The organism is Pseudomonas sp. AC193, from assembly GCF_979258075.1.
Map to the genome: position 1 here is coordinate 468,625 of NZ_OZ409832.1, position 23,040 is coordinate 491,664.

Here is a 23,040-nt window from a genome sequence, read left to right on the forward strand (position 1 = left end):
GTAGGAGCTGTCGAGTGAAACGAGGCTGCGATCTTTTTATCTGGTTTTTGAGATCAAGGTCAAAAGATCGCAGCCTTCGGCAGCTCCTACAGGGGAGTGGTGAAGGTCTGGAGGAAGTGGCGGATCAGGGGACTGGGATTCTGGCGGTAGGCGAGGGCGACGGTGCTTTGGCAGTCGGGATCGCTCAGCGGCAGAAATCGTACGCCGCTCGGTGCAATGTCTTGCATTGATTCCGGCAGCAGGGCAATGCCGAATCCGCCCTGAATCAATTGGAGCTGCGTGGTTTTGCGCGACATTACCCGCGCCGCTTTCGGGAAGAAACCTTGGCGCATGCACAGATCGGCGCACAAATAGCTCAGGCCGCCGCGCTGTGGATGGGGAATGGAGATGAAGGCTTCGTCCTTGAGCTGCGCCAGTTCCACCGTATCCAAGGAGGCTAATCGATGATCCGCCGGCACGGCCAGCAACAGGCGTTCACTAAACAGCGGCACGATCTGAATGCCTTCGCGCTGGCGCAGCACTGGCAAGCGCAGCAATCCGACATCGAGGCGACCTTCGGCCAATTCCTCCAGTTGCGCCTCGGAAGACAGCTTGCCGATATCCAGCGACACGCCCGGTTGTTGCTGTAGATAAGCGCCGATATCGCTGAGCAAACGGCCACTGATCGACACGGTGCTGGAATGGCTCAAACGTAGAGTGCCGAGTTGCCCGTTACCGACTTCGGTGGCCATGACGCTGGCCTTGTTCAGTTCGATAAGCAGATTACGCGCTCGCGGTAAAAACGCTTCGCCCGCCGCCGTGAGTCGCGGCTGACGTGCTGTGCGCTCGAACAGCGGCGTTTGCAGGTGCGTCTCCATGGTCTTGATCTGCCGGCTTAGCGCCGATTGGGCAATGAACAAACGCTCCGCCGCCGCACTGAAACTGCCGCTTTCAGCGATCTCAACGAAGTAACGCAATTGACGGGTGGAAAGCATCAGGTATGCCTTTTCGAGATGACTTGGCGACTTTGAAGATATTAGTCGCAAGCGTTGGCGCTGGCTAAAGTCATCTCAGGCTTATTAAGGAAGCGCATCGATGAGCGTGGTGGGGTTGTTGAGTGAGTGGCCGTGGGGCGCGCAAGGCTGGGTGATTATTGGCTTGGGCATCGTGCTGGCTTATATCGTCTTCGGTATCGCAGGGTTCGGCACGGCGTTGGTGGCGGGGCCGATTCTGATTCTGTTCATGCCGTTGTCGAAGATCGTGCCGCTGCTGGTGTTGCTGGATTTCGTCGCGGCGTTCGGCAATCTGCTGCCGTCGCGGCGCGATGTCGCCAAGCCGGAGCTGTTGCGGTTGCTGCCGTGCATGGCGGTCGGTTGTACGTTGGGGGTGATATTCCTGCTCAACCTCAAGTCCGACCTGCTGTTGCTGTTGATGGGGCTGTTTATCAGCGCTTACGCGATTTACAGCCTGTGGGTGAAAGCGCGGCCGACGCAATTGTCGGCCGGTTGGGCAGTGCCGATGGGCACGGTGGGTGGGTTATTTGGTGCGCTGTTTGGCAGTGGCGGCTTTTTATATGCGATTTATTTGAACAGCCGATTGCCGAAGGAAGCGGCGCGAGCCACGCAAAGTGCGCTGATCAGTTGCAGCACGGTGGTGCGTTTGAGCCTGTTTGCCATCGCCGGGGTGTATGCCGAGCTACCCTTGTTGATGTTGGCGCTGTGTCTGTTGCCGGCCATGGCGTTGGGGTTGTGGGTCGGGCGACGGTTGACCATGAGGTTGTCGCGCGAGGCGTTTGTGCGATTGGTGACGTGGCTGGTGCTCGCGAGCGGGCTGGCGTTGATCGGGCGCTATCTCAGCACTTGACCGGATTTTGTCAGGGATTAAGCTGCCGGCCTTTAGGGCCTCTTCGCGAGCAAGCCCGCCCCCACAGGGAACTGCATTCCAATGTGGGAGCGGGCTTGCTCGCGAAGGCGTCAGCAGCCACACCGCAGGACTTTCCATGAATTCGCAAAGCATCATCGTCCCGAAAATCTCCACCCTGCCGGTGCACGAACCCCGGGCTCGGGCGATCGTGCGCTGGCTGGTGCGCAAAAACATCGTCAAGGAAGAGCTGAGCACCTGCGGCCGCACTGGCAATCGCATGGCTTACGCGATTGCCGATGGCGCGCGTGCCGTGGTGTTGCACCCGCAGGCGTTGCCGTTCGGTGAGCCCATCAACGGTCTGGAAATCGTCACCAAACGCTGCATCTATACCCCGGCCAAAGGGTTTCTCGGAGAAGCCGGTTGTGCCGAATGCCGTCGCGAGATCGGCGAGGCACTGTTCGAAAGCCTGGAAGACTGGATGCCTGGGCGCACCGACAACTTCACTTGCCCGGAATGCGGGCACGAAGACGACATCAACGGCTTCCTGTACCTGCAAGAGTGCGGGTTCTCCAATCTCGGCTTCATCTTCAACAACTGGCTGGAAGCGGGTTTCAAACAAAGCTTCCTCGACGAGTTCGCCGACTGGCTCGATCTCCCCGTCAGTTGGGTAAAAGTCGAACTCTGACCCTCAAACATTCCCTGTAGGAGCTGCCGAAGGCCGCGATCTTTTGATCGGGTTATTAACAGACAACGTCAAAAGATCGCAGCCTCCGGCAGCTCCTACAAAAAACAGGGTTTTCCGTATATCAATTAGACTGAGTTTTACGTTGATCCGAAGGGGGTGTCTGACTATAATGGCGCGCTTCCATTTTCCCGCTCGGGAGCCCCCGCGATGCTGCGTATCAGCCAAGAAGCTCTGACATTCGACGACATTCTCCTAGTGCCCGGTTATTCCGAGGTGCTTCCTAACGAAGTCAGTCTCAAGACCCGCCTAACCCGTGGCATCGAGCTGAATATTCCTCTGGTTTCTGCCGCAATGGACACCGTTACTGAAGCCCGTCTGGCAATTGCCATGGCTCAGGAAGGTGGCATCGGCATTATCCACAAGAACATGACCATCGAGCAGCAAGCTGCCGAAGTTCGCAAGGTCAAGCGTTACGAAGCCGGTGTAGTCAAGGATCCGATCACCATCGAGGCTGATGCCACGGTGCGTGAACTGTTCGAACTGACCCGTCTGCACAACATTTCCGGCGTTCCGGTACTGCACGATGGCGACCTGGTCGGCATCGTCACTTCCCGTGACGTGCGTTTCGAAAACCGTCTGGAAGCCACCGTCCGTGAAGTGATGACGCCTAAAGAGCGTCTGGTCACGGTCAAGGAAGGCGCGGACAAGAACGACGTTCGTGAGTTGCTGCACAAAAACCGCATCGAACGCGTTCTGATCGTTGACGACAAATTTGCCCTCAAAGGCATGATGACCGTCAACGACATCGAAAAAGCCAAAGCCTACCCGCTGGCCAGCAAGGACGATCAAGGTCGTCTGCGCGTTGGCGCTGCTGTCGGTACCGGTAAAGACACCGGTGACCGCGTCGCTGCGCTGGTCAATGCCGGTGTGGACGTGGTGGTAGTCGATACCGCTCACGGTCACTCCAAAGGCGTGATCGACCGCGTTCGCTGGGTTAAACAGAATTTCCCTGAAGTGCAGGTGATCGGCGGCAACATCGCCACGGGCGCCGCTGCCAAGGCTCTGGCCGAAGCAGGCGCTGACGCAGTCAAGGTCGGTATCGGCCCTGGCTCGATCTGCACCACCCGTATCGTCGCCGGTGTCGGCGTCCCGCAAATCAGTGCCATCGCCAACGTCGCCGCTGCCCTTGAAGGCACTGGCGTTCCGTTGATCGCCGACGGCGGCATCCGTTTCTCCGGTGACCTGTCCAAGGCCATCGTTGCCGGTGCTTCCTGCGTGATGATGGGCTCGATGTTCGCCGGTACTGAAGAAGCGCCGGGCGAAATCGAACTGTTCCAGGGCCGTTCGTACAAGGCGTATCGCGGCATGGGTTCGCTGGGCGCCATGTCCCAGGCTCAAGGTTCCTCCGACCGTTACTTCCAGGACTCCTCGGCAGGCGCCGAGAAACTCGTTCCGGAAGGCATCGAAGGCCGTGTGCCGTACAAAGGCACCCTGAGCGCGATCATTCACCAACTGATGGGCGGTCTGCGTTCCTCGATGGGTTACACCGGCAGCGCCGACATCGAAGAAATGCGCACCAAGCCTGAGTTCGTGCGGATCACCGGCGCCGGCATGGCCGAATCCCACGTTCACGACGTGCAGATCACCAAAGAAGCGCCAAACTACCGCGTAGGTTGATGCTTCAAGCAAATCGTTAGACAACCGGGGCTGTTTTATTCAGCCCCGAGTTGTTTCTGTATCACGACTGTTTCTGAATGACTTAGACGAGACTGAATCATGGCCCTCGATATTCACGCTCACCGCATCCTGATCCTCGACTTCGGTTCGCAATACACCCAGCTGATCGCCCGCCGCGTGCGCGAGATCGGTGTGTACTGCGAACTGCACCCGTTCGACATGGACGAAGATGCGATCCGCGAATTCGCTCCTAAAGGCGTCATCCTCGCCGGCGGCCCCGAGTCCGTACACGTCGCCGACAGCCCGCGCTGCCCACAGGCAGTGTTCGATCTGGGCGTACCGGTTTTCGGTATCTGCTACGGCATGCAGACCATGGCCGAGCAACTGGGCGGCAAGGTTGAAGGTTCCGAGCTGCGTGAGTTCGGTTACGCCCGCGTTGACGTAGTCGGCAAGAGCCGCCTGCTCGACGGCATCGAAGACCACATCGACGCTGACGGCCTGTTCGGCCTCGACGTCTGGATGAGCCACGGTGACAAGGTCACCAAGATGCCGGAAGACTTCCACGTCCTCGCCAGCACCCCAAGCTGCCCGATCGCCGGTATGTTCAACGACGACCGTGGCTACTACGGCGTGCAGTTCCACCCGGAAGTGACCCACACCAAGCAGGGCGGTCGCATCCTGTCGCGCTTCGTGCTCGACATCTGCGGCTGTGAAGCCCTGTGGACGCCGTCGAAGATCGCTGAAGACGCCATCGCCAACATCCGCGCACAAGTCGGCACCGACAACGTGCTGCTGGGTCTGTCCGGCGGCGTTGACTCCTCGGTGGTTGCCGCGCTGCTGCACAAAGCCATCGGCGACCAACTGACCTGCGTTTTCGTCGACAACGGCCTGCTGCGTCTGCACGAAGGCGAGCAAGTGATGGCCATGTTCGCCGAGAACATGGGCGTCAAGGTGATCCGCGCCAACGCTGAAGAGCAGTTCCTGAACAACCTGGCCGGCGAAGCCGATCCAGAGAAGAAGCGCAAAATCATCGGTCGCACCTTCATCGACGTATTCGATGCCCAGTCGAACAAACTGGACAACATCAAGTACCTCGCTCAGGGCACCATCTACCCGGACGTGATCGAGTCGGCTGGCGCGAAAAGCGGCAAGGCCCACGTGATCAAGTCGCACCACAACGTGGGCGGCCTGCCGGAAGAGATGAACCTGAAACTGGTCGAGCCACTGCGCGAACTGTTCAAGGACGAAGTCCGTCGTCTGGGCCTGGAACTCGGCCTGCCGTACGACATGGTCTACCGTCACCCATTCCCGGGCCCGGGCCTGGGTGTGCGTATTCTTGGTGAAGTGAAAAAGGAATACGCCGACCTGCTGCGTCGTGCCGACCACATCTTCATCGAAGAACTGCGCAAAGCCGACTGGTACCACAAAGTCAGCCAGGCTTTCGTGGTGTTCCAGCCAGTGAAATCGGTTGGTGTTGTTGGTGATGGCCGTCGTTACGCCTGGGTCGTTGCCCTGCGCGCCGTAGAAACCATCGACTTCATGACCGCGCGTTGGGCGCACCTGCCTTACGAACTGCTGGAAACCGTCTCCGGCCGCATCATCAATGAAATCGAAGGCATTTCGCGCGTTACTTATGACGTGTCGAGCAAGCCGCCTGCAACGATTGAGTGGGAATAATCCCGGTCTGATTGATCGGTGTTAACCCCGAAAAGCCCCGTGAACGCGAGTTCACGGGGCTTTTTTACGTCAGCTGATTTTTATTGGTTTGAACCCCATGATCCGCAACGCAGCCGAGAGCTCGGCAAGGTTGGGGTAACGTCGGCCGCTGATGGGCCAGTTCGGCCGTTCAACGTAATAGAACCCGCCCTTGTTGAGGATCGGCGTTCGTACGATGTTGCCATCGCTGCTGCGATGAATCAGCGTGGCGACGTCGTCGATGTTCATCACCGTGCAATCGCCGGGATTGATCAGTGTTTTTTCCAGTGAGTCGGCCAAGGCAACGCTGGCGGGGGTATCGATTTGCAGGCGCAGGTCGCTTTTGACGGGCGATAACGGGCGGGCAAACTCGTCGGTCGGAATGCGCCCGGGATCCGGTTCTATGCCTCGGGCAGTTCCGGCCGGGGTGCTTTCTATACGCAGGCCGATGCCGCCTTCCAGTTCGCTTAAACCCGGTACGCCTTCCCAGGTATTGGCATGGCTGTCGCCTACCAGCGCGATCCAGCGATGGGCGCCACGAGCGTTCTGGTCCGCGGTGATCACCTCATGCGAAAAGTAATTCATCATCTTCTGGCGGAACGTGCTTTTGTCGACACCGCTCATGCCGGTGCTTCTATAGCTGGCCAGGCAATCGATCGACTGGATGCGGATATGATTTTTTTGCGCCGCTTTGGCCAGTTCGAGGAAGGTGTACTGGCCGCTGGTGTCGGTTTTGAATCCCCCGTCCATGGTCTTCAGGTAGGTTTCCAACGTCTCTGACATCTTCCCGGTGCGATTGAAAGCATCCAGATCGGCTTGATGGAAGTCCGTCAGCACATGCTCCAGATACAGGGTTTTGACCTTCTGTTTACTGAGTGCCGCCATGTTGTCGATCAGAAACTGTTTGCTGCCGACACTGGAGTGATTTTCGCCAATGACCAGCCCGGACGCCGATTTATACAGCTTCTTGATGATCTCTTTCGGTGCCAGTTTTTCCGGCAGGATAGGGATCTCGGGACGCGCTGGTAGCTGAGGTGACTCCATAAATGCAGTGGCATCGCGGTAAAGCGTTTGGCGCATCGCCTTGAAATCTGCAAGTGGATTCGTGCCGTCAGCGTTGGGCAGGGTGGCCATGTAGTCCTTGAGGTCGTACTTGGTGCCACCGCCCTGAGCAATCTCGTTTAGCGCATCGCGCGAAGCGGGTTGAATGTCGTAAGCCGTTGGTGGGCTGTCTACATCCGGTAGCGGGGTGCGAGTGCGCCCCCATGGCCATATTCCGATGCACTTGCCGCCCCCCATCAGACCCGGGCGGTTGATCGGTTGCCATTCGCCGGCTTCGTCCAGACGAATCGGCAAGCTGCGATAGAAGGAGTAGGGGTTAGTCGGGTCGATGATCGCCCAGCTCTTCAACTCTTTGATGTAGCGCACCAAGTAGTAGTTGTCGTTAATCAGAACGTAATGCCCGCCGGCTGACGGTTGAAATATTCCCTGAAACTGGCCTTCCTGCGCGAGCGGCGATAATCCGTCCAACACTTCGTTGGTCTCGAACGTATCGAGCAGATCTGCGCCTTGTTGCGCATAAGCGGGGCCAGGTGCATAACGGGCAATCAGCGGGATATCAGCAGAGTCTTCCGGCGGCTCTGCTTCAGTAAATTCATCCTGAGTGTTGAACGTTTCACTCGCTTCGCCCACTTCCGAAAGCTCTGCCGCGCCACGCAGGTAAGGCAGGTTGAACAGCACATCGATGCCGCTGGCAATCGCTCCGATCACCCCGGCCTTGCGATCTGCCTTGCTGGTGCCGTTGATCGCTTGATCGATGTTCATGCCCATATCCGCAAGCCCCGCGCCGACCACCGCCAGCGCTGCCGGCCAGCCGATTGCGGCCATTGAGCCGAACACCCGGAGAAAGGCGTTCAGGTAACCGATCCACATCTTCTTGCGCAGTTCGCCGTTGGAATGCAGCGAGAGATCGGCGTCACCGTGCATACGCGCCTTGACCGAGTCGCGTAGCCAACTGAACGCGTCACCTGTGATCGCTGTGGTGTTCTGATTGATCAGGTGGTGATCGCTTTTGCCCCACGTCGAGTACAGCAAGTCGATCATGGCATTCAGACCGATATTGCCATCGTCCTGTTGCTGGGCGGCCAAGGGGAAATGCGCCATGAAGCGTGCGCGATTCTCCGCATGATTGTTTTGCATCAACAACCACCAATGCAGATCGGACTCAGTGGCGAACACATGGAAGCAGTCGAGTTCACCGGGGGTATAGATAATCTGCACGCCATTGCTGTCAGCGATGCACAAGATATCCGTGGCGCTGTAGCCGCCGATGTTCAGGGCGCTCACTCGCAGTCCGTCAGTGATGAGCGTTTCACGCTGCAGAAATACCAGCGAAACCGGCCAAGTGATATCGCTCGCCACAGCCTTGAGCAATGTTTTGAGGTTTTCATTATTCAGCCGCGCGCCGTCGTGTTCATCGAGGGCTTTGGCGAGGAAATTCAGTTTGGCCAACGTGCGGAAATCGTCGGCGTGCAGCGTCCAGAACTGCTGCATTTTCGTTCGATAGAGTTCGCTGAAGTTGATCGCCCAAAGGTCTTTCAGCACTTCGCTGGGGCGCAGGCGAACCTCGTTGGTCTCGTTGAAGACCGATGCGTCTGCGCCTTCGCTGTAAAAGCCGCCGTAGCCGTCGAGGAGGTCGGCATTGTCCTGATCGGGGGCGTGAAAGCGTTTGACCACTAGCTCCGCCAGCGTCAGTGACTCCGAAGGTGACGGGTAATGCTCCCAGCCCAGAAAGGCTTTGTCGCTGCTGACTGAGGTGTTGTTGAAGCGGTGCCACCAGACATTTTCGGGATCAATGTCTTTGATACCGTATTTGTCGAGAATGCCTTGGGCCGCTTCGTGGGCCATGTCGTGCAGGTCGGGGCAGGCCTCGGTAAACGGCAGCACCAGCGCGTGCAGTGACTGTTCGTCGGCAGGGTTTGGAAGCAGAGATGGGGGCAGGGTTACAGGAATATTCACTTCTCGCTCCTTGAGAAATGGGGGGGGTAAAAAACTGATCAACACTATGGCTTTTTCAGCGGCGCGAATCTGTAGGGCTGAGGCCATCTGAGCGTGAAGGAAGCAGGGACGCGATCTGTACGAAAGTGTCCCGCAGACATGGCGAACCTGTGTCGCATTGCCACGCCGGCCTTACTGTTTCTCAGTTGCGGGTGTATCGTATTCGCCTTTTAACGGGCCCCCGGGCCTGTCGCTGATACGTGAGGTAGTTGAGTTCATGTCCTTTACCCGTCGCCAAATCCTCGGTGGCCTGGCCGGTCTAGTTGTCGTTGGCGTTGGCGCAGGGGGCGCGTCGCGTTACTGGCTGGGCAAGATGGCCGACGCTGAGGCGGGTCACGATTACGAGCTGATCGCCGCGCCACTGGACGTTGAGCTGGTGCCAGGGCACAAGACTGAGGCGTGGGCGTTCGGCCCGTCGGCGCCGGGTACCGAATTACGCGTGCGTCAGGGTGAATGGCTGCGGGTGCGCTTCATCAACCATTTGCCGGTGGCGACCACCATTCACTGGCACGGCATCCGCCTGCCGCTGGAAATGGATGGCGTACCGTACGTCTCGCAACTGCCGGTGTTGCCGGGCGAGTACTTTGATTACAAATTCCGCGTGCCGGACGCCGGCAGCTATTGGTATCACCCGCACGTCAGCAGCAGCGAAGAACTCGGGCGCGGGCTGGTCGGGCCGCTGATCGTCGAAGAGCGCGAGCCCACCGGTTTCGTCTACGAAAAGACCCTGAGCCTGAAGAATTGGCACATTGATGACGTAGGAAATTTCGTCGAGTTCAGCATTCCGCGCGAAGCGGCGCGGGGCGGTACGGCGGGGCGTTTGTCGACGATCAATGGTGTGCCGACCCCGGTGATTGAATTGCCGGCGGGGCAGATCACCCGGGTGCGGCTGCTCAATCTGGATAACACCCTCACGTATCGCATCAATATTCCCGGCGTCGAAGCGAAAATTTATGCGCTGGACGGCAACCCGGTCGAGCCACGGCCATTGGGCAAGGAATATTGGCTGGGCCCGGGCATGCGCATTTGTCTGGCGATCAAGGCACCGGCGGCGGGCGAAGAGTTGTCGTTGCGTAATGGCCCGGTGCGTTTGGGCACATTGCGTTCGGTGGCCAATACCGACGCGCCGACCGACTGGCCGAAAACCTTGCCGGCCAACCCGGTGGCCGAACCAGATCTGGCGAATGCCGAGAAACTCAACTTCAATTTCGAATGGGTCGGTTCGGTGTCGGTCGACGTCGACAACGGGCGGCCGCCGAGCCTGTGGCAAATCAACGGCAAGGCTTGGGACATCACCGACAAGACCTGCGCTGATCGGCCGATCGCCAGTTTGAAGCTGGGGCAGAGCTATATTTTCGAACTGAAAAACATGACCCAGTACCAGCACCCGATTCACCTGCACGGCATGAGCTTTAAAGTGTTGTCGTCGAACCGGCACAAGGTCATTCCGTATTTCACCGACACCTATCTGCTGGGCAAGAACGAGCGCGCGCAAGTGGCGTTGGTGGCCGATAATCCGGGGGTGTGGATGTTCCACTGCCACGTGATCGACCACATGGAAACCGGCCTGATGGCCGCCATCGAGGTGAAGTGATGCGCCAGATTCGCCCCGCGGCGATTATCGACCGCAGCCGTGATCGCGATTTCATGCGTGAAGCCTTGGCGCTCGCCGCGCAAGGTGCAGCGCTGGGCGAAGTGCCGGTGGGTGCGGTGCTGGTGCAGGATGGCGAGATTATCGGGCGTGGGTTTAATTGCCCGATCAGTGCCAGCGACCCGAGTGCGCATGCCGAAATGGTCGCGATTCGTGCGGCGGCGCAGGCAGTGGATAACTATCGGCTGCCGGGCAGCACGCTGTATGTGACGCTCGAGCCGTGCAGCATGTGCGCGGGGTTGATCGTGCATTCGCGGGTGGCGCGCGTGGTATATGGCGCGTTGGAGCCGAAGGCCGGGATTGTGCAGAGTCAGGGGCAGTTTTTTACCCAGGGCTTTTTGAATCACCGGGTGTTGTATGAAGGCGGGGTGTTGGCGGAGGAGTGTGGTGCGGTGCTGACGGAGTTCTTCCGCGCCCGCCGAGCCAAACCAGCTGAATAAACACCAACCCCAATGTGGGAGCGGGCTTGCTCGCGAAGGCGGAGTGTCAGGCAACTATTTATTACCTGACACTCCGCCTTCGCGAGCAAGCCCGCTCCCACAGGGGATCTCCGTTGTGCAGGAGATGGAGTTATTTTTTGGCGACAATCACGGCACGCATCGGTGCCGGCAACCCTTCGATGGTTTTGCTGTGGTCTTCGGGATCAAGGAAGTCGCTCAGCGACTGATACTTCATCCACTCGGTACCGCGCTGCTCTTCAACAGTCGTGGTGCTCACATCCACACAACGAATGTCGGTAAATCCCGCACGACGCAACCACAATTCCAGCGCCGGAACCGACGGCAGGAACCAGACGTTACGCATCTGCGCATAACGGTCTTCCGGCACCAGTACCTGATGCTTGTCGCCTTCAACCACCAGCGTTTCCAGCACCAGTTCACCACCCTTCACCAGGCAATCCTTCAGCGCCAGCAAGTGCTCGATCGGCGAGCGACGGTGATAAAACACGCCCATCGAAAACACCGTATCAAAGCCTTCCAGATTCGGCGGCAGGTCTTCGAACGGGAACGGCAGGTGCCAGGCATTCGGCTCGGACAGATAGCGTTGCACCGCCTGGAACTGGCAGAAGAACAACCAGTTCGGATCGACACCAATCACGCTGTTGGCGCCGGCGCCGAGCATGCGCCACATGTAGTAGCCGTTGCCGCAACCGACATCGAGGATGCGTTTGCCTTTCAGATCCAGATGCGGGGCGACACGCGACCACTTCCAGTCCGAGCGCCATTCGGTGTCGACGTGCACGCCGAACAGATCGAACGGCCCTTTGCGCCACGGCGACAAGCCCATCAACGCAGTACGCATCTGCGCGCGGGTTTCGTCGTCGCAATCGGTGTCGAGTTTCAGGCCGTTGAGCAAATCGATCTCGCTCGGCTGAATCTTCGGCAAGGCATCCAGCGCACTTTGCCAGCGCTCCAGGTCGCCGTGGCCTTTCTCCATTTTCTTGTCGAGTTGAGCTTGCAGGGTGTTGGCCCATTCGGCCAGCGGCGTGCCGGCCAGACGGCGGGCGAGGGGGGACAGATCAATCATGGCAAGGCAATCAACGAGGCAAAGTTAAGACACTGGAACCACGGCACGACTTTCGAGAACCCGGCGGCCAACAGGCGCTCGCGGTGTTCTTCGAGGCTGTCGGGCTTCATGACGTTTTCGATGGCGCTGCGCTTCTGGGCGATTTCCAGTTCGCTGTAACCGTTGGCGCGTTTGAAGGCGACGTGCAGATCGGTGAGCAGCGCGTGCTCTTCGGCATCGTTGAAGCGCAGCTTCTCCGAGAGAATCAGCGCGCCGCCCGGCAGCAACGATTGGCGGATGCGCGAAAGCAACGCGGTGCGCTGATCCGGGGCGATGAATTGCAGGGTGAAGTTCAGCGCCACCACCGAGGCGGGCTGGAAGTCGAGGGCGAGGATGTCGCCTTCGATCACTTCGACCGGCAGCAACTCCTGGAACATCGAGTCCTGACCGTTGAGGTATTCGCGGCAGCGTTCGACCATCGCGGCAGAGTTATCCACCGCAATCACTCGGCAACCGTCGGTGCGCACGTGACGGCGCAGGGCTTGAGTGACAGCGCCCAACGAGGAGCCGAGGTCGTAGAGTACGCTGTTCGGCTGGGCGAACTGCGCCGCGAGTACGCCGAGGTTTTCGACGATGGTCGGGTAACCCGGCACCGAGCGCTTGATCATGTCCGGGAACACCCGCACCACGTCTTCGTTGAAGGCGAAGTCGGGTACCTGGGCCAGAGGCTTGGCGAAAATGCGATCGGGTTCTTTGCTCACGGCGGTTCCGGCGGTGTAAATGGAAAGGCCGGCATTTTAGCCAAAAGGGCGCGGGGATGCTTGGGTTGTCTGATAAAGCGGTAAATCAAAAGATCGCAGCCTGCGGCAGCTCCTGCAGAGATCGGCTGATCGTTCCCACGCTCGGCGTGGGAATGCCGCCCCGGACGCTCTGCGTCCCTGCGCAAGTGACGCAGAGCGTCACAGGATGCATTCCCACGCGGAGCGTGGGAATGATCAGATCCGTTTGGTCTGGGAGAACGCCGAGGCGGCGATGCCCCACTGGCCGAGCCAGTAGCTGAGGATGATGACGTATGGCGCAGCGTGAAATGGCGATACGAAACGATCGATGCCAATCACGCTGTCGGAGAATACAAACGCCAGCGCACCGCCGGCCGCGAGCAACGCCGAACGTTTCGGCACATCGGTGCCGAGCCGGGCAAGTGCGCGCCAGAGCATCGCGCTGATTGCTGTGCCATAGACGATCACCGGCACCAGCAACGGCCCGAGCCCGCTGGAAATCAGCATCCCCAACAGCACCGCGCCAACACCGAGGGCAAGCACCAGCGGCAGCATCGCCAGACGCTTGCAGTCACTCAGATAAGCCTTCAGATACGCCAGATGCGCGACCAGAAACGCGCCAAGCCCGAACACGAACAAATCCCCCGGCCACGCCAGCAGCACATCACCGAGCAACGAGAAAATCAGCCCCAGACTGATCCAGCGCCGATAGTCGCTGGGCGGCGCATCATGCAGCCAGCCGAGCAGCGCCAGCACTGGCAGTGGTTTGACCAACAAACACAGGAGCGCCGCGTGGGTGCTCAAACCATAAAGAAACGTCACCGCGCCCATCAGCGCCAGAATCAACCAACCCACGATCAGTTCACCGAAATCGCGCAATCAAAGGTTTCCACCGGCAGCACTTCCGGCGCCCACGGCTGTTGCGAGGTCAGACGCAGACGCCCGGTGCCGGGCGCGAACGCCTGGAAGCGCCAGGTCGAAATTCCGGCGGCACCGACCACGCCGGCATCTTCCGGATTGCTGTAAACCTCAGGGCTGAGTGCGCGCAGCACGCCACCGGCGGAATCCTGAATGGCCCAGCGGTAGCCGGTGGTTGGATTGCTTGGCAGGGTGATGATCAGGTTTTGCCCGTTAGTGAGTTGCACCGGGCATTCGCTTTGTTTTTCCACGGTCACGTTCTGTTTCGGTTGGCTGGCGCAAGCGGCCAGCAACGAGAGGGCGAGGGGGACAAACAGGCGAGTGGGGGACATAAGGTCAGCGGCTCCGGGCGTTCACGACGAACGGCGAGCATAACTGAAGATGAGACAAAGTGTGACAGTCGGGGCGTGTTGGTGTTTGGGCTGACGCCATCGCGAGCAGGCTCACTCCTACAGTAGGTTGTGGTGATCACGATAAAGTGTTCAACACAGAAAACTGTAGGAGTGAGCCTGCTCGCGATAACGGCGGATTGGATGCTGCTAATTATCAGGACAGTTGCGTCGCAATAAAAAAACAGTGACAAGTTTAACCGGCAACGTCGATCTCACATTTAATAGCGTGTGTATGACCATAAAATTTCAGCTCGAAAGTCAGCCGATATTTTTTATTGTCGTTGTCGAGGTTGGCGTCGAACCTACCTTCATAGGCGTACCGCTCCCCATCATTACTATTGCGATGGAAAACGGATTTGAGTCGTTCACCACGTTTGAACGGCTGCTCACCCGACGGAGTCGCCGGGTCAATCACCAAGTGAATGAGTTCTTCATCAGCAAAACCCAAGCGTCGGGATCCCTCGATGCTGATGTGACCGGACTGATGTTCCACTCTGATCCTGTCGGTTGTAAAAAGCACCTGGCCGTTTTGGCTGATCGTAAAATAGTCGGCGGTGCGTACATTTTCTGACGATGGCGTGGACGTCATGGTGTCATTCCCTTGCTAATTGAAGTCAGTTCGAAAGGGAAAGGTAAAGGATTGACGCAATCGGGTAACTGTCATTTGTGACAGTTATTAATGCTTGTTAGCGATATCGAATGCAGTTTTAGTTTCTAATGAGATGTCTGGCCTGCCTGCATCACCCCTGAAATTGATGGTGATGCAGGCAGGGTGTCAGTTCTTATCAGAACAACACCTTCGCCACATCGGCAAATTTCTTCGCGAAATGCACGGTAATCCCTTCTTTCAGATAATCCGGCAATTCCTCGAAATTACCCCGGTTCGGCTCCGGCAAAATCAGCTCGAAAATCTTCTGCCGCCGCGCCGCAATCACCTTCTCGCGCACGCCGCCAATCGGCAGTACATGCCCGGTCAACGTCAGTTCGCCGGTCATGGCTACGCCTTTTTTCGGCGGCTGATTACGTGCGAGCGAGAGCAGCGCACTGGCCATGGTCACACCGGCGCTCGGGCCGTCTTTCGGGGTGGCGCCTTCGGGTACGTGCAGGTGGACGAAGGCTTCGTCGAAGAACTTCGCATCGCCGCCGAACTGTTTCAAGTGCGAGCTGACGTAGCTGTAGGCGATCTCCGCCGACTCCTTCATCACATCACCGAGTTGCCCGGTGAGTTTGAAGCCACGGTTGAGCGTATGAATGCGCGTCGCTTCGATCGGCAAGGTCGCGCCGCCCATGCTGGTCCACGCCAGACCGGTAATAACGCCAGTGCCGGACAGCACTTGTTCGTTGCGGAACACTGGATGACCCAGTGACGCTTCCAAATCTTTCGGCCCGAGTTTGATCACCGCTTTCGGGTCGTCGATCAGCTTCATCACCGCTTTGCGCACCAGTTTGCCCATCTGTTTTTCCAGCTGACGCACGCCGGCTTCACGGGCGTAACCGTCGATCAGGGACTTGAGCGCGCTGTCGCTGATGCTCAGGCTGCCCTTGGACACGCCGGCCTTTTCCAGCAGTTTTGGCCACAGGTGACGCTTGGCGATGGCGACTTTTTCTTCGGTGATGTAGCCCGACAGGCGAATCACTTCCATGCGGTCGAGCAACGGGCCTGGGATCGAATCGAGGGTGTTGGCGGTGCAGACGAACAGGACTTTCGACAAGTCCATGCGCAGGTCGAGGTAATGGTCGAGGAATTCGACGTTCTGTTCCGGGTCGAGGGTTTCCAGCAGCGCCGAGGCCGGGTCGCCCTGGTAGCTCTGGCCCATTTTGTCGATCTCGTCGAGCATGATCACCGGGTTCATCACTTCGACGTCTTTCAACGCCTGCACCAGTTTGCCCGGCTGCGCGCCGATGTAGGTGCGGCGGTGGCCCTTGATCTCGGCTTCGTCGCGCATGCCGCCGAGGCTGAAGCGGTAGAACGGTCGGCCAAGGGATTCGGCGATGGATTTGCCGACGCTGGTTTTACCCACGCCCGGCGGGCCGACCAGCAGCACGATGGAGCCGCTGATTTCACCTTTATAAGCACCGACGGCGAGGAATTCGAGGATGCGATCCTTGATGTCGTCGAGGCCTGCGTGGTGTTTGTCGAGCACTTTACGCGCGTGCTTGAGGTCGAGTTTGTCCTCGCCATACACGCCCCACGGCACCGAGGTCGCCCAGTCGAGGTAGTTGCGGGTGACTGCGTACTCCGGCGAGCCGGTTTCGAGGATCGACAGTTTGTTCATTTCCTCTTCGAGGCGTTTCTGCACCTGCGCGGGGAGGACTTTGCCTTCGAGGCGTTGTTCGAACTGTTCGAGGTCGGCGCTGCGGTCGTCTTTGGTCAGGCCGAGTTCCTGCTGGATGACCTTGAGTTGTTCCTTGAGGAAGAACTCGCGCTGATGCTCGCCGATCTTGCGGTTAACTTCTGCCGAAATTTCTTTTTGCAGGCGCGCGACTTCGACTTCCTTGCGCAGCATCGGCAGGACTTTTTCCATGCGCTTGAGCATCGGCACGCAGTCGAGCACTTCTTGCAGCTCGGGGCCGGTGGCGGAGGTCAGCGCGGCGGCGAAGTCGGTCAGCGGCGACGGGTCGTTGGGGCTGAAGCGGTTGAGGTAGTTTTTCAGCTCTTCGCTGTACAGCGGGTTGAGCGGCAGCAGTTCCTTGATCGCGTTGATCAGCGCCATGCCGTAGGCCTTGACCTCGTCGGTCGGCTCGGTCGGCTGGTGCGGGTATTCGACTTCGACCAGGTACGGTGGGCGGTGGTGTTTGAGCCAGGTTTTGATGCGTACGCGGCTCAGGCCTTGGGCGACGAATTGCAGTTTGCCGTTTTCGCGGCTGGCGTGGTGAACCTTGACCAGCGTGCCGTATTCGGGGAGGGCGCCGGTGTTGAAGTGGCGCGGGTCTTCCTGGGGCGTGTCCATGAAGAACAGGGCCAGGGAGTGGTGGTCGGATTTGCTGACCAGGTCAAGGGTTTCGGCCCAGGGTTCTTCGTTGACGATGACCGGCAGGACTTGGGCCGGGAAGAACGGGCGGTTGTGGATCGGGATGATGTAGACCTTGTCCGGCAGGTTTTGGCCTGGCAGGGCGAGGCCTTTGCCGGAGGAGGTGTGTTCGATGTGGTCGTCTTCGGTGTAGTCGTCGGGGTGATCGGGGAATTCTTGCTGGTCGCTCATGGGGCACCTGCGCAATGGGGTATGGGTCTTAGATGGGGCAGGCTTTCGGTGGTTTCAATGGTGGGCGATGTTTCTGCTTGTGTGTTCAGGGTTTTGACAGGGGTCACGCTTTGGGCTTGGCGGCCTTTGGGCCGACCATGTTCTTGGGGTTTGTGTGTATATCCGTTTTTTTGGGTGTTGCGGCTGGCGGTTTCGCCCTTACGGCGAGTCACCTTTTCCAGACGCCGAAAAGGTAACCGAAAAGGCTTTGCTCCTGCGTTCGGCCCGCTCGCTGGGGCTCGGGGTTCCTTCGCTGCGGGATTGATCCGGGGGGCATCGCCTACGGTTTGCTTCGCTGCACCTCCTCTCGATGTGTTTGGCTGCGCCAAACGGTCGCTGCGCTCCCACCCCCGGATCAATCCCTCCACTCAGCCTTCCGACGTCGCCCGTGGATCAAGATCAAAAGCTTCACCCGAGCTTGCGCTCATCGTGTTGAGTGGTGAGGAGCGGGCGCGATGCGAAAATTTATTGGGTGAACTCAATTCCTGTGAGCTGGCTTGCCAGCGATGGCGGCCTGACAGCCGACCTGTTCTGGCGGATGAACTGGATTCAACGGTAGGAGCTGCCGAAGGCTGCGATCTTTTGATCTTGTAGGAGTAAAGCTTGCTCGCGATGTCGGCCTGCCAGCCGACCTGTTCTGACGGATGAACTAGATTCACATGTAGGAGCTGCCGAAGGCTGCGATCTTTTGATTTTAAAAATCCAGATCAATAGATCGCAGCCTTCGGCAGCTCCTACAGGTCGGTGTCAGTTTTGGGTGGGGAGTTCGTGGTTATCCAGTGCGCGGTTCACCGCGAGTTCGGCGAGCATGATGATTTGCTGGATCGCCAGAATCGTGCGTCGCTGCGGCAGCTCGATGTAGGCGGCGATGTCGCTTGTCATGAGGCTGGCTTGGGCCAGGGATTCGCAGGCGTGAACCAGCAGGCTTTCGTTGTCTTGGTCGGGGGCGACCTGGAACATGGTGCTGGGTTTGTGGAAGCGCAGGGTGAGGGCGTTGGGTTTGAGGTAGTGGTCGAGGGCGCGTTCGGCGGCTTCGTGGAATCGCTTCGAGCCGGGGAATTCGTAGGGGGTGGTGTCTTCCGCTGTGGGCGGATTGGGGGTTGGTTTGATCATGGTGAAGCTCCGAATGATGAGTGAGGCTGTCACTCTCAATCGCCGCGACGCGACAAAGGGTGGCAGCTGTACGCAGGTTCGCGAACCGAGCCATTCGGCAATCTCGGCATACCCGAAGGTATCCCGCGCACAGCCACCATCAAACCAAACAACAAGCACCTGAGCGCTCCCGTTTGGGTCGGCGATTATGCATCAAATCGAATGAACTGCTCGGGCCGCGACGCCCGTTCGCTGAATTTGCAGCGACCCTCAGAGCCTATCCACCCCACTTCCGAGGCACAACCGACGCGACTTGTCGGAAAACTCTCGCTGACAATGCGCTTCTGTAGGACGAATACCGTCCTTTGTAGGAGTGAGCCTGCTCGCGATAGCGGTAAATCAGTCACCGAAGATGTTGGCTGACATACCGCTATCGCGAGCAGGCTCACTCCTACAGGTTTTGTGGTGAATTCTGAAATGTGGTGCACAAAAAAGGCGATGTCCCTTGCGGGGCATCGCCTTTGTTTTACCGCCGTTAAAGCTTATTCCGGCAGTTTGTAGGCAATGATGTAGTCGCCCATTTTGGTGCCCAGCGAACCGTGACCACCAACAACCAACAGAACGTATTGCTTGCCGTCCTTACCGGTGTAGGTCATCGGGGTCGCTTGACCACCCGCCGGCAGACGCGATTTCCACAGCTCTTTACCGCTGTTGACGTCGTACGCGCGCAGGTACTGGTCGAGGGTGCCGCTGAGGAAGCCGACGCCGCCAGCCGTGACCATCGAGCCGCCCATGCTAGGCACGCCCAGGGTGAAGCCGATCGGGATTGGCGAGCTGTCGCGGCTGGTGCCGTTTTTGCGTTTCCACACGACTTTGCCGGTGGTCAGGTCGATACCGGCAACGTAGCCCCAGGCCGGGGCCTGGCACGGTACGCCGAGTGGCGACATGAACGGGTGCATGATCACGGCGTATGGCGCGCCAGTGTTCGGTTGCACGCCAGCGGTTTCGCTTTCGCGTTTGCTGCCGGCGGCGACTTGCTCGCGTGGCACCATTTTCGAAACGAAGGCCATGTAGTTCGGGCTGGTGAACAACATTTGGCGAACCGGATCGACCGAAACGCCGCCCCAGTTGAACACGCCGACGTTACCCGGGTAGATCAGGCTGCCCTGTTCCGACGGCGGGGTGTACTGGCCTTCATAACGCAGTTCTTTGAACTGGATGCGGCACAGCATCTGGTCGAACGGGCTCGCGCCCCACATGGCTTTTTCGGTCAGTTCCGGGGCCAGCAGGTTGAGATCCGAACGCGCCTGGGTCGGTGCGGTGTGGTCGCCTTTCACGGCGCCTTGCGGTACCGGGATTTCCTTGATCGGAATGATCGGCGTGCCGTCACGACGGTCGAGGACGTACAGGCTGCCCTGTTTGGTCGGGGCGATCAGCGCCGGTTTCACGCCGTCGGCGGTTTTCATGTCGAGCAGGGTTGGCTGGCTGCCAACGTCCATGTCCCACAGGTCGTGGTGGGTGAACTGGTAGTTCCAGCGCACTTTACCGGTGGCCAGGTCCAGAGCAACGATACCGGCGCTGAATTTCTCGGCGCCCGGGGTGCGGTCAGCGCCCCACTGGTCTGGAGTCTGGTTGCCCAGTGGCAGGTAAACCATGCCGAGTTTTTCGTCGACGCTGGCCAGCGACCACATGTTGGCCGAGTTGCGGCTGTAGGTTTCACCCGGTGCCAAAGGCTCGGTGGCGTCTGGCTTGTCGCTGTCCCAGTTCCATACGAGGTGACCGTCGTGCACGTCGAAGGCGCGGATCACACCCGATGGCTCGTTGGTCGATTCGTTGTCGGTGACGTGACCGCCCATGATCACCAGATCACGAGTAATCGCGGCCGGCGAGGTGGAGTAGTAGCCACCAGCGGTGAACGGGCCGATGCCTTGGGTCAGGTCAACCACACCGTTGGTGCCGAAGCCTTCGCAGATTTTGCCGGTGTCGGCGTTCAAGGCGATCAGGCGGGCATCAGCGGTTGGCAGGTACAGACGACGCGGGCAGGCCTGAGCAACAGCTTTGCCGGCTTCGGAAATCACCGCGGAAGCTGCGTTTTCAGTTTTGGCGTACGCGGCTTCGTCGTAGTACGACACGCCACGGCAAGTCATGTGGGCGAAGCCTTTGAAGCCGACCGGGCTCTTGATCTGCGGGTCGAAGCGCCACAGTTCTTTGCCGGTGTCCGGATCCAGGGCCAACACTTTGCTGTGCGCGGTGCAGGCGTAGACCATGCCGTTGGCTTTCAGCGGGGTGTTTTCGTTGGTCAGCTCGACCGGGTCATCAGCGGTCGGCAGGTCGCCGGTCTGGATGCGCCAGGCTTCTTGCAGCTTGCCGACGTTGGCCGGAGTGATCTGTTTCAGCGGCGAGTAACGGTCACCGAATTCGGTGCGGCCGTAGGCCTGCCAGTCGCCATCCGGCATCGCTGGTGCGGTGCTGGTGGTGTCGGCGGTGTCGCGGCCCAGTTCACCGAAGGTTTCGCCCGGGTGGGTGAACAGGCTGATCAGCGCGGTGAGACCGGCCAGAACCACGGCCACAGTCAGACCGCGAGTGCCCATCGGCGCCGGGCCGTCAAGCAGCAGCGGACGACGGATCCACGGCAGCAACATCACGAAGCCGAGGACAAACCACAGGGCCAGACGTGGCACCAGTTGCCACCAGTCCAGACCGACTTCCCACAGCGCCCAAACGGTGCTGGCAAACAGGACGATGGCGTACAGGCCCAGCGCCGCACGACGGCCCAGCAGCAACAGGATGCCGCTCAGCGCAATGCCGATACCGGCCAGCAGGTAATACAACGAGCCGCCGAGCATGCTCAGCTTGACCCCTCCGGCCAACATGGCCAGGCCCATCAGTAGAAGCAGAATGCCGAGCAGGCTCGGTAGCAAACGGCCCCGACTCGAAGCACTTTCGGTGCTCATAGTGTGATTCTCCGTGACGTTTATGTAGTCCCGCGCTGTAGTCACTGTAGATGACGATTGAGCGCGGGCATGGTTCAGATAAAAACTTGTCTAGCTAACGAATTTCATAAATCCCCATTGTGGGAGCGGGATTTGCGTAAACCTTTAGAACGAGGACTGGATCTTGATCCCGCCGATCAGGGCGTCGTCGACGTTGTTCACGCCACCGGGGTGGCGGATATATTGCAGGTTCGGGCGTACGGTCAGCCAGTTGGTCACGTGCACGCCGTAATACAGCTCGGCGCTGTATTCGGTGTCTTGCGGTGGCAGGAAGGACGGATCGTCATAGTCGTAAACGGCGTTGGCCTGATTCGTCGCTTCGGCGTTTTTGCGGTAGGCCGGGTTGACGTGCACGCGGGCGAGGGCGAAGCCGATGTCATCCTTGGCGCGTGCATCGAACGGGCCTTTGTAGGTGATGCCGGCCTGCACGTAGTTGTCGATCGCGTTGGTTTTCTTATCGTGCATCGTGCCGTTGGCGAACACGCTCAAACCGCGACTGTTATCGCTGGCAACGCTGGTGACTTGCTGCTGAATGCCCAGCCAGACGCCGTGTTTGCTCGACGCGCTGCGGTAGGCTTCGCCACTGAGGGCCGCCGGTTGGCCGTTCTGATCTTTATAAGCGTCGGTGGCTTTGGCGTTGCTGTAGTAGTAACCGGCGCGGTATTCGCCCGGCAGGCCGTTGAGTTTCGGCGTCCACACCAATTCGATCGGCAGGATCGCGCCCTGGGTGCCGCTGCCGCTGAGCTTGAAGCCGTTGCCGCGATCGAGGTTCGACGGGTTCTGCTCGTATGCGCCGACCTGTGCGTACAGCTCTGGGGTCAGGTGATATTTGACGCGCAGCGCCCATTGGCTGACCGGCCAGTTGTACCAGATGCCGCCGACCCAGTTGCCGACCTGCGAGCCGCAGAACGCGAGGTTCTGGAAGTCGCACGGGAAGCTGTTGAAGTCTTCGCCTTCGCCGAAACGACCGACCTTGATGTCGAGTTTCTGATCGAAGAATTTCTGCTGGTACCACATCTGCGTCAGGCGCGTGGTCTGGCCACGGCCCCAGACTTCCTGGGCCGAGGTGAAACCGCCAACGCGCGGATCGTTGATGCGGTCGTTGCTGATGTTGTTGCCGCTGCGCTTGGTGATGGTCAGTTGAAACTCGGCGTCGTCCCAGCCAAGGATCTTTTGCAGGTCGAGGTGGGTGCCGAGGCCAAACTGATCGCTATAGCGCGCAGTGCGGTCATGGTCGTAGCCGCCGTGCAGGTTGCTGCCCATTTCGCCGGTGTAATCGAGCTTGAAGTCGTAGCCTTTTTCCGAGAGTTCGGTGCGCGTGCCGTTCCAGTCACCGAGCATGTACGGTGATTCACTGTCGAACGCGGGCGCCGCCTGAGCGCAGGTGGCAAGGCCTAGTGCGGTGCAGCCGCCAAGGGTGCGCAGGGCAGAGATAGCGCTGTCTCGGGAGAAGGAAAAATCGGGCATGAATAAGTCTTTTTTTGGTGTTTTCGGGGTGCAAACTGAGCGCT

Annotated in this window: 17 protein-coding genes; 6 read left to right on the top strand and 11 right to left on the bottom strand. The window is 59.2% G+C overall.

Annotated features, from left to right (window positions below; translation table 11 throughout):
* Positions 1-86: 86 nt before the first annotated feature.
* Positions 87-974, bottom strand: a complete 888-nt coding sequence (locus ACZZ0D_RS02290) for a LysR family transcriptional regulator (protein ID WP_463552362.1) — start codon at positions 972-974, stop codon at positions 87-89.
* Between the two features lie 100 nt (positions 975-1,074).
* Between ACZZ0D_RS02290 and ACZZ0D_RS02295 the strand changes: the two genes are divergently transcribed.
* From ACZZ0D_RS02295 to guaA, 4 genes are all read left to right on the top strand, one after another.
* Positions 1,075-1,842: a sulfite exporter TauE/SafE family protein gene (locus ACZZ0D_RS02295; RefSeq protein WP_463552363.1), complete on the top strand. Its 768-nt coding sequence runs from the start codon at positions 1,075-1,077 to the stop codon at positions 1,840-1,842.
* A 136-nt stretch (positions 1,843-1,978) separates the two neighbouring features.
* Positions 1,979-2,527, top strand: coding sequence for a sugar ABC transporter ATPase (locus ACZZ0D_RS02300; protein WP_053123506.1), 549 nt, complete (start codon positions 1,979-1,981; stop codon positions 2,525-2,527).
* Between the two features lie 207 nt (positions 2,528-2,734).
* On the top strand, positions 2,735-4,204 hold the full coding sequence (guaB, locus tag ACZZ0D_RS02305) for an IMP dehydrogenase (protein WP_053123503.1): 1,470 nt from the start codon (positions 2,735-2,737) through the stop codon (positions 4,202-4,204).
* Positions 4,205-4,303: 99 nt separating this feature from the next.
* Complete coding sequence (gene guaA / locus ACZZ0D_RS02310) at positions 4,304-5,881, top strand: glutamine-hydrolyzing GMP synthase (protein WP_212545604.1); 1,578 nt, start codon at positions 4,304-4,306, stop codon at positions 5,879-5,881.
* 69 nt (positions 5,882-5,950) lie between these two features.
* On the opposite strand, the gene ACZZ0D_RS02315 is transcribed toward guaA, so the two are convergent.
* Positions 5,951-8,917, bottom strand: coding sequence for a membrane-targeted effector domain-containing toxin (locus tag ACZZ0D_RS02315; protein ID WP_463552364.1), 2,967 nt, complete (start codon positions 8,915-8,917; stop codon positions 5,951-5,953).
* A gap of 256 nt (positions 8,918-9,173) precedes the next feature.
* On the opposite strand from ACZZ0D_RS02315, the gene ACZZ0D_RS02320 reads away from it, so the two are divergent.
* Complete coding sequence (locus ACZZ0D_RS02320; protein WP_463552365.1) at positions 9,174-10,550, top strand: multicopper oxidase family protein; 1,377 nt, start codon at positions 9,174-9,176, stop codon at positions 10,548-10,550.
* Positions 10,550-11,047 (top strand): tRNA adenosine(34) deaminase TadA, encoded by a 498-nt coding sequence (gene tadA / locus ACZZ0D_RS02325; protein ID WP_463552366.1) that lies wholly within the window; start codon positions 10,550-10,552, stop codon positions 11,045-11,047. The genes ACZZ0D_RS02320 and tadA overlap by 1 nt, the downstream gene beginning before the upstream one ends.
* Before the next feature lie 130 nt (positions 11,048-11,177).
* Here tadA and cmoB read toward each other — a convergent pair whose 3' ends face one another.
* From cmoB to ACZZ0D_RS02370, 9 genes are all read right to left on the bottom strand, one after another.
* Positions 11,178-12,134, bottom strand: a complete 957-nt coding sequence (cmoB, locus tag ACZZ0D_RS02330; protein ID WP_463552367.1) for a tRNA 5-methoxyuridine(34)/uridine 5-oxyacetic acid(34) synthase CmoB — start codon at positions 12,132-12,134, stop codon at positions 11,178-11,180.
* Positions 12,131-12,874 carry a carboxy-S-adenosyl-L-methionine synthase CmoA gene (gene cmoA, locus ACZZ0D_RS02335; RefSeq protein ID WP_007916813.1) on the bottom strand — a complete coding sequence of 248 codons (744 nt, stop codon included), beginning with the start codon at positions 12,872-12,874 and terminating at the stop codon, positions 12,131-12,133. The genes cmoB and cmoA overlap by 4 nt, the downstream gene beginning before the upstream one ends.
* A gap of 234 nt (positions 12,875-13,108) precedes the next feature.
* Positions 13,109-13,747, bottom strand: coding sequence for a lysoplasmalogenase (locus ACZZ0D_RS02340; RefSeq protein ID WP_400649443.1), 639 nt, complete (start codon positions 13,745-13,747; stop codon positions 13,109-13,111).
* 2 nt (positions 13,748-13,749) lie between these two features.
* A complete protein-coding gene (locus ACZZ0D_RS02345) occupies positions 13,750-14,142 on the bottom strand; it encodes a protease inhibitor I42 family protein (protein WP_053123491.1) in 393 nt (130 codons plus the stop codon).
* Between the two features lie 253 nt (positions 14,143-14,395).
* Positions 14,396-14,791 carry a hypothetical protein gene (locus tag ACZZ0D_RS02350; protein ID WP_463552368.1) on the bottom strand — a complete coding sequence of 132 codons (396 nt, stop codon included), beginning with the start codon at positions 14,789-14,791 and terminating at the stop codon, positions 14,396-14,398.
* A gap of 196 nt (positions 14,792-14,987) precedes the next feature.
* Complete coding sequence (gene lon / locus ACZZ0D_RS02355; RefSeq protein WP_159815767.1) at positions 14,988-17,405, bottom strand: endopeptidase La; 2,418 nt, start codon at positions 17,403-17,405, stop codon at positions 14,988-14,990.
* A gap of 786 nt (positions 17,406-18,191) precedes the next feature.
* Positions 18,192-18,557, bottom strand: coding sequence for a DUF6124 family protein (locus ACZZ0D_RS02360; RefSeq protein ID WP_463552369.1), 366 nt, complete (start codon positions 18,555-18,557; stop codon positions 18,192-18,194).
* 521 nt (positions 18,558-19,078) lie between these two features.
* Positions 19,079-21,490, bottom strand: a complete 2,412-nt coding sequence (locus ACZZ0D_RS02365; protein ID WP_463552370.1) for a glucose/quinate/shikimate family membrane-bound PQQ-dependent dehydrogenase — start codon at positions 21,488-21,490, stop codon at positions 19,079-19,081.
* Between the two features lie 144 nt (positions 21,491-21,634).
* Positions 21,635-22,996, bottom strand: a complete 1,362-nt coding sequence (locus ACZZ0D_RS02370) for a carbohydrate porin (protein ID WP_158833869.1) — start codon at positions 22,994-22,996, stop codon at positions 21,635-21,637.
* Positions 22,997-23,040: the final 44 nt, after the last annotated feature.

What these genes read in the sequence shown, in the direction of transcription:
- ACZZ0D_RS02290 (WP_463552362.1), bottom strand. Translation starts at nt 974, where the DNA reads ATGCTTTCCACCCGTCAATTGCGTTACTTCGTTGAGATCGCTGAAAGC.
- ACZZ0D_RS02295 (WP_463552363.1), top strand. Translation starts at nt 1,075, where the DNA reads ATGAGCGTGGTGGGGTTGTTGAGTGAGTGGCCGTGGGGCGCGCAAGGC.
- ACZZ0D_RS02300 (WP_053123506.1), top strand. Translation starts at nt 1,979, where the DNA reads ATGAATTCGCAAAGCATCATCGTCCCGAAAATCTCCACCCTGCCGGTG.
- guaB (WP_053123503.1), top strand. Translation starts at nt 2,735, where the DNA reads ATGCTGCGTATCAGCCAAGAAGCTCTGACATTCGACGACATTCTCCTA.
- guaA (WP_212545604.1), top strand. Translation starts at nt 4,304, where the DNA reads ATGGCCCTCGATATTCACGCTCACCGCATCCTGATCCTCGACTTCGGT.
- ACZZ0D_RS02320 (WP_463552365.1), top strand. Translation starts at nt 9,174, where the DNA reads ATGTCCTTTACCCGTCGCCAAATCCTCGGTGGCCTGGCCGGTCTAGTT.
- tadA (WP_463552366.1), top strand. Translation starts at nt 10,550, where the DNA reads ATGCGCCAGATTCGCCCCGCGGCGATTATCGACCGCAGCCGTGATCGC.
- cmoB (WP_463552367.1), bottom strand. Translation starts at nt 12,134, where the DNA reads ATGATTGATCTGTCCCCCCTCGCCCGCCGTCTGGCCGGCACGCCGCTG.
- ACZZ0D_RS02345 (WP_053123491.1), bottom strand. Translation starts at nt 14,142, where the DNA reads ATGTCCCCCACTCGCCTGTTTGTCCCCCTCGCCCTCTCGTTGCTGGCC.
- ACZZ0D_RS02350 (WP_463552368.1), bottom strand. Translation starts at nt 14,791, where the DNA reads ATGACGTCCACGCCATCGTCAGAAAATGTACGCACCGCCGACTATTTT.
- lon (WP_159815767.1), bottom strand. Translation starts at nt 17,405, where the DNA reads ATGAGCGACCAGCAAGAATTCCCCGATCACCCCGACGACTACACCGAA.
- ACZZ0D_RS02360 (WP_463552369.1), bottom strand. Translation starts at nt 18,557, where the DNA reads ATGATCAAACCAACCCCCAATCCGCCCACAGCGGAAGACACCACCCCC.
- ACZZ0D_RS02365 (WP_463552370.1), bottom strand. Translation starts at nt 21,490, where the DNA reads ATGAGCACCGAAAGTGCTTCGAGTCGGGGCCGTTTGCTACCGAGCCTG.
- ACZZ0D_RS02370 (WP_158833869.1), bottom strand. Translation starts at nt 22,996, where the DNA reads ATGCCCGATTTTTCCTTCTCCCGAGACAGCGCTATCTCTGCCCTGCGC.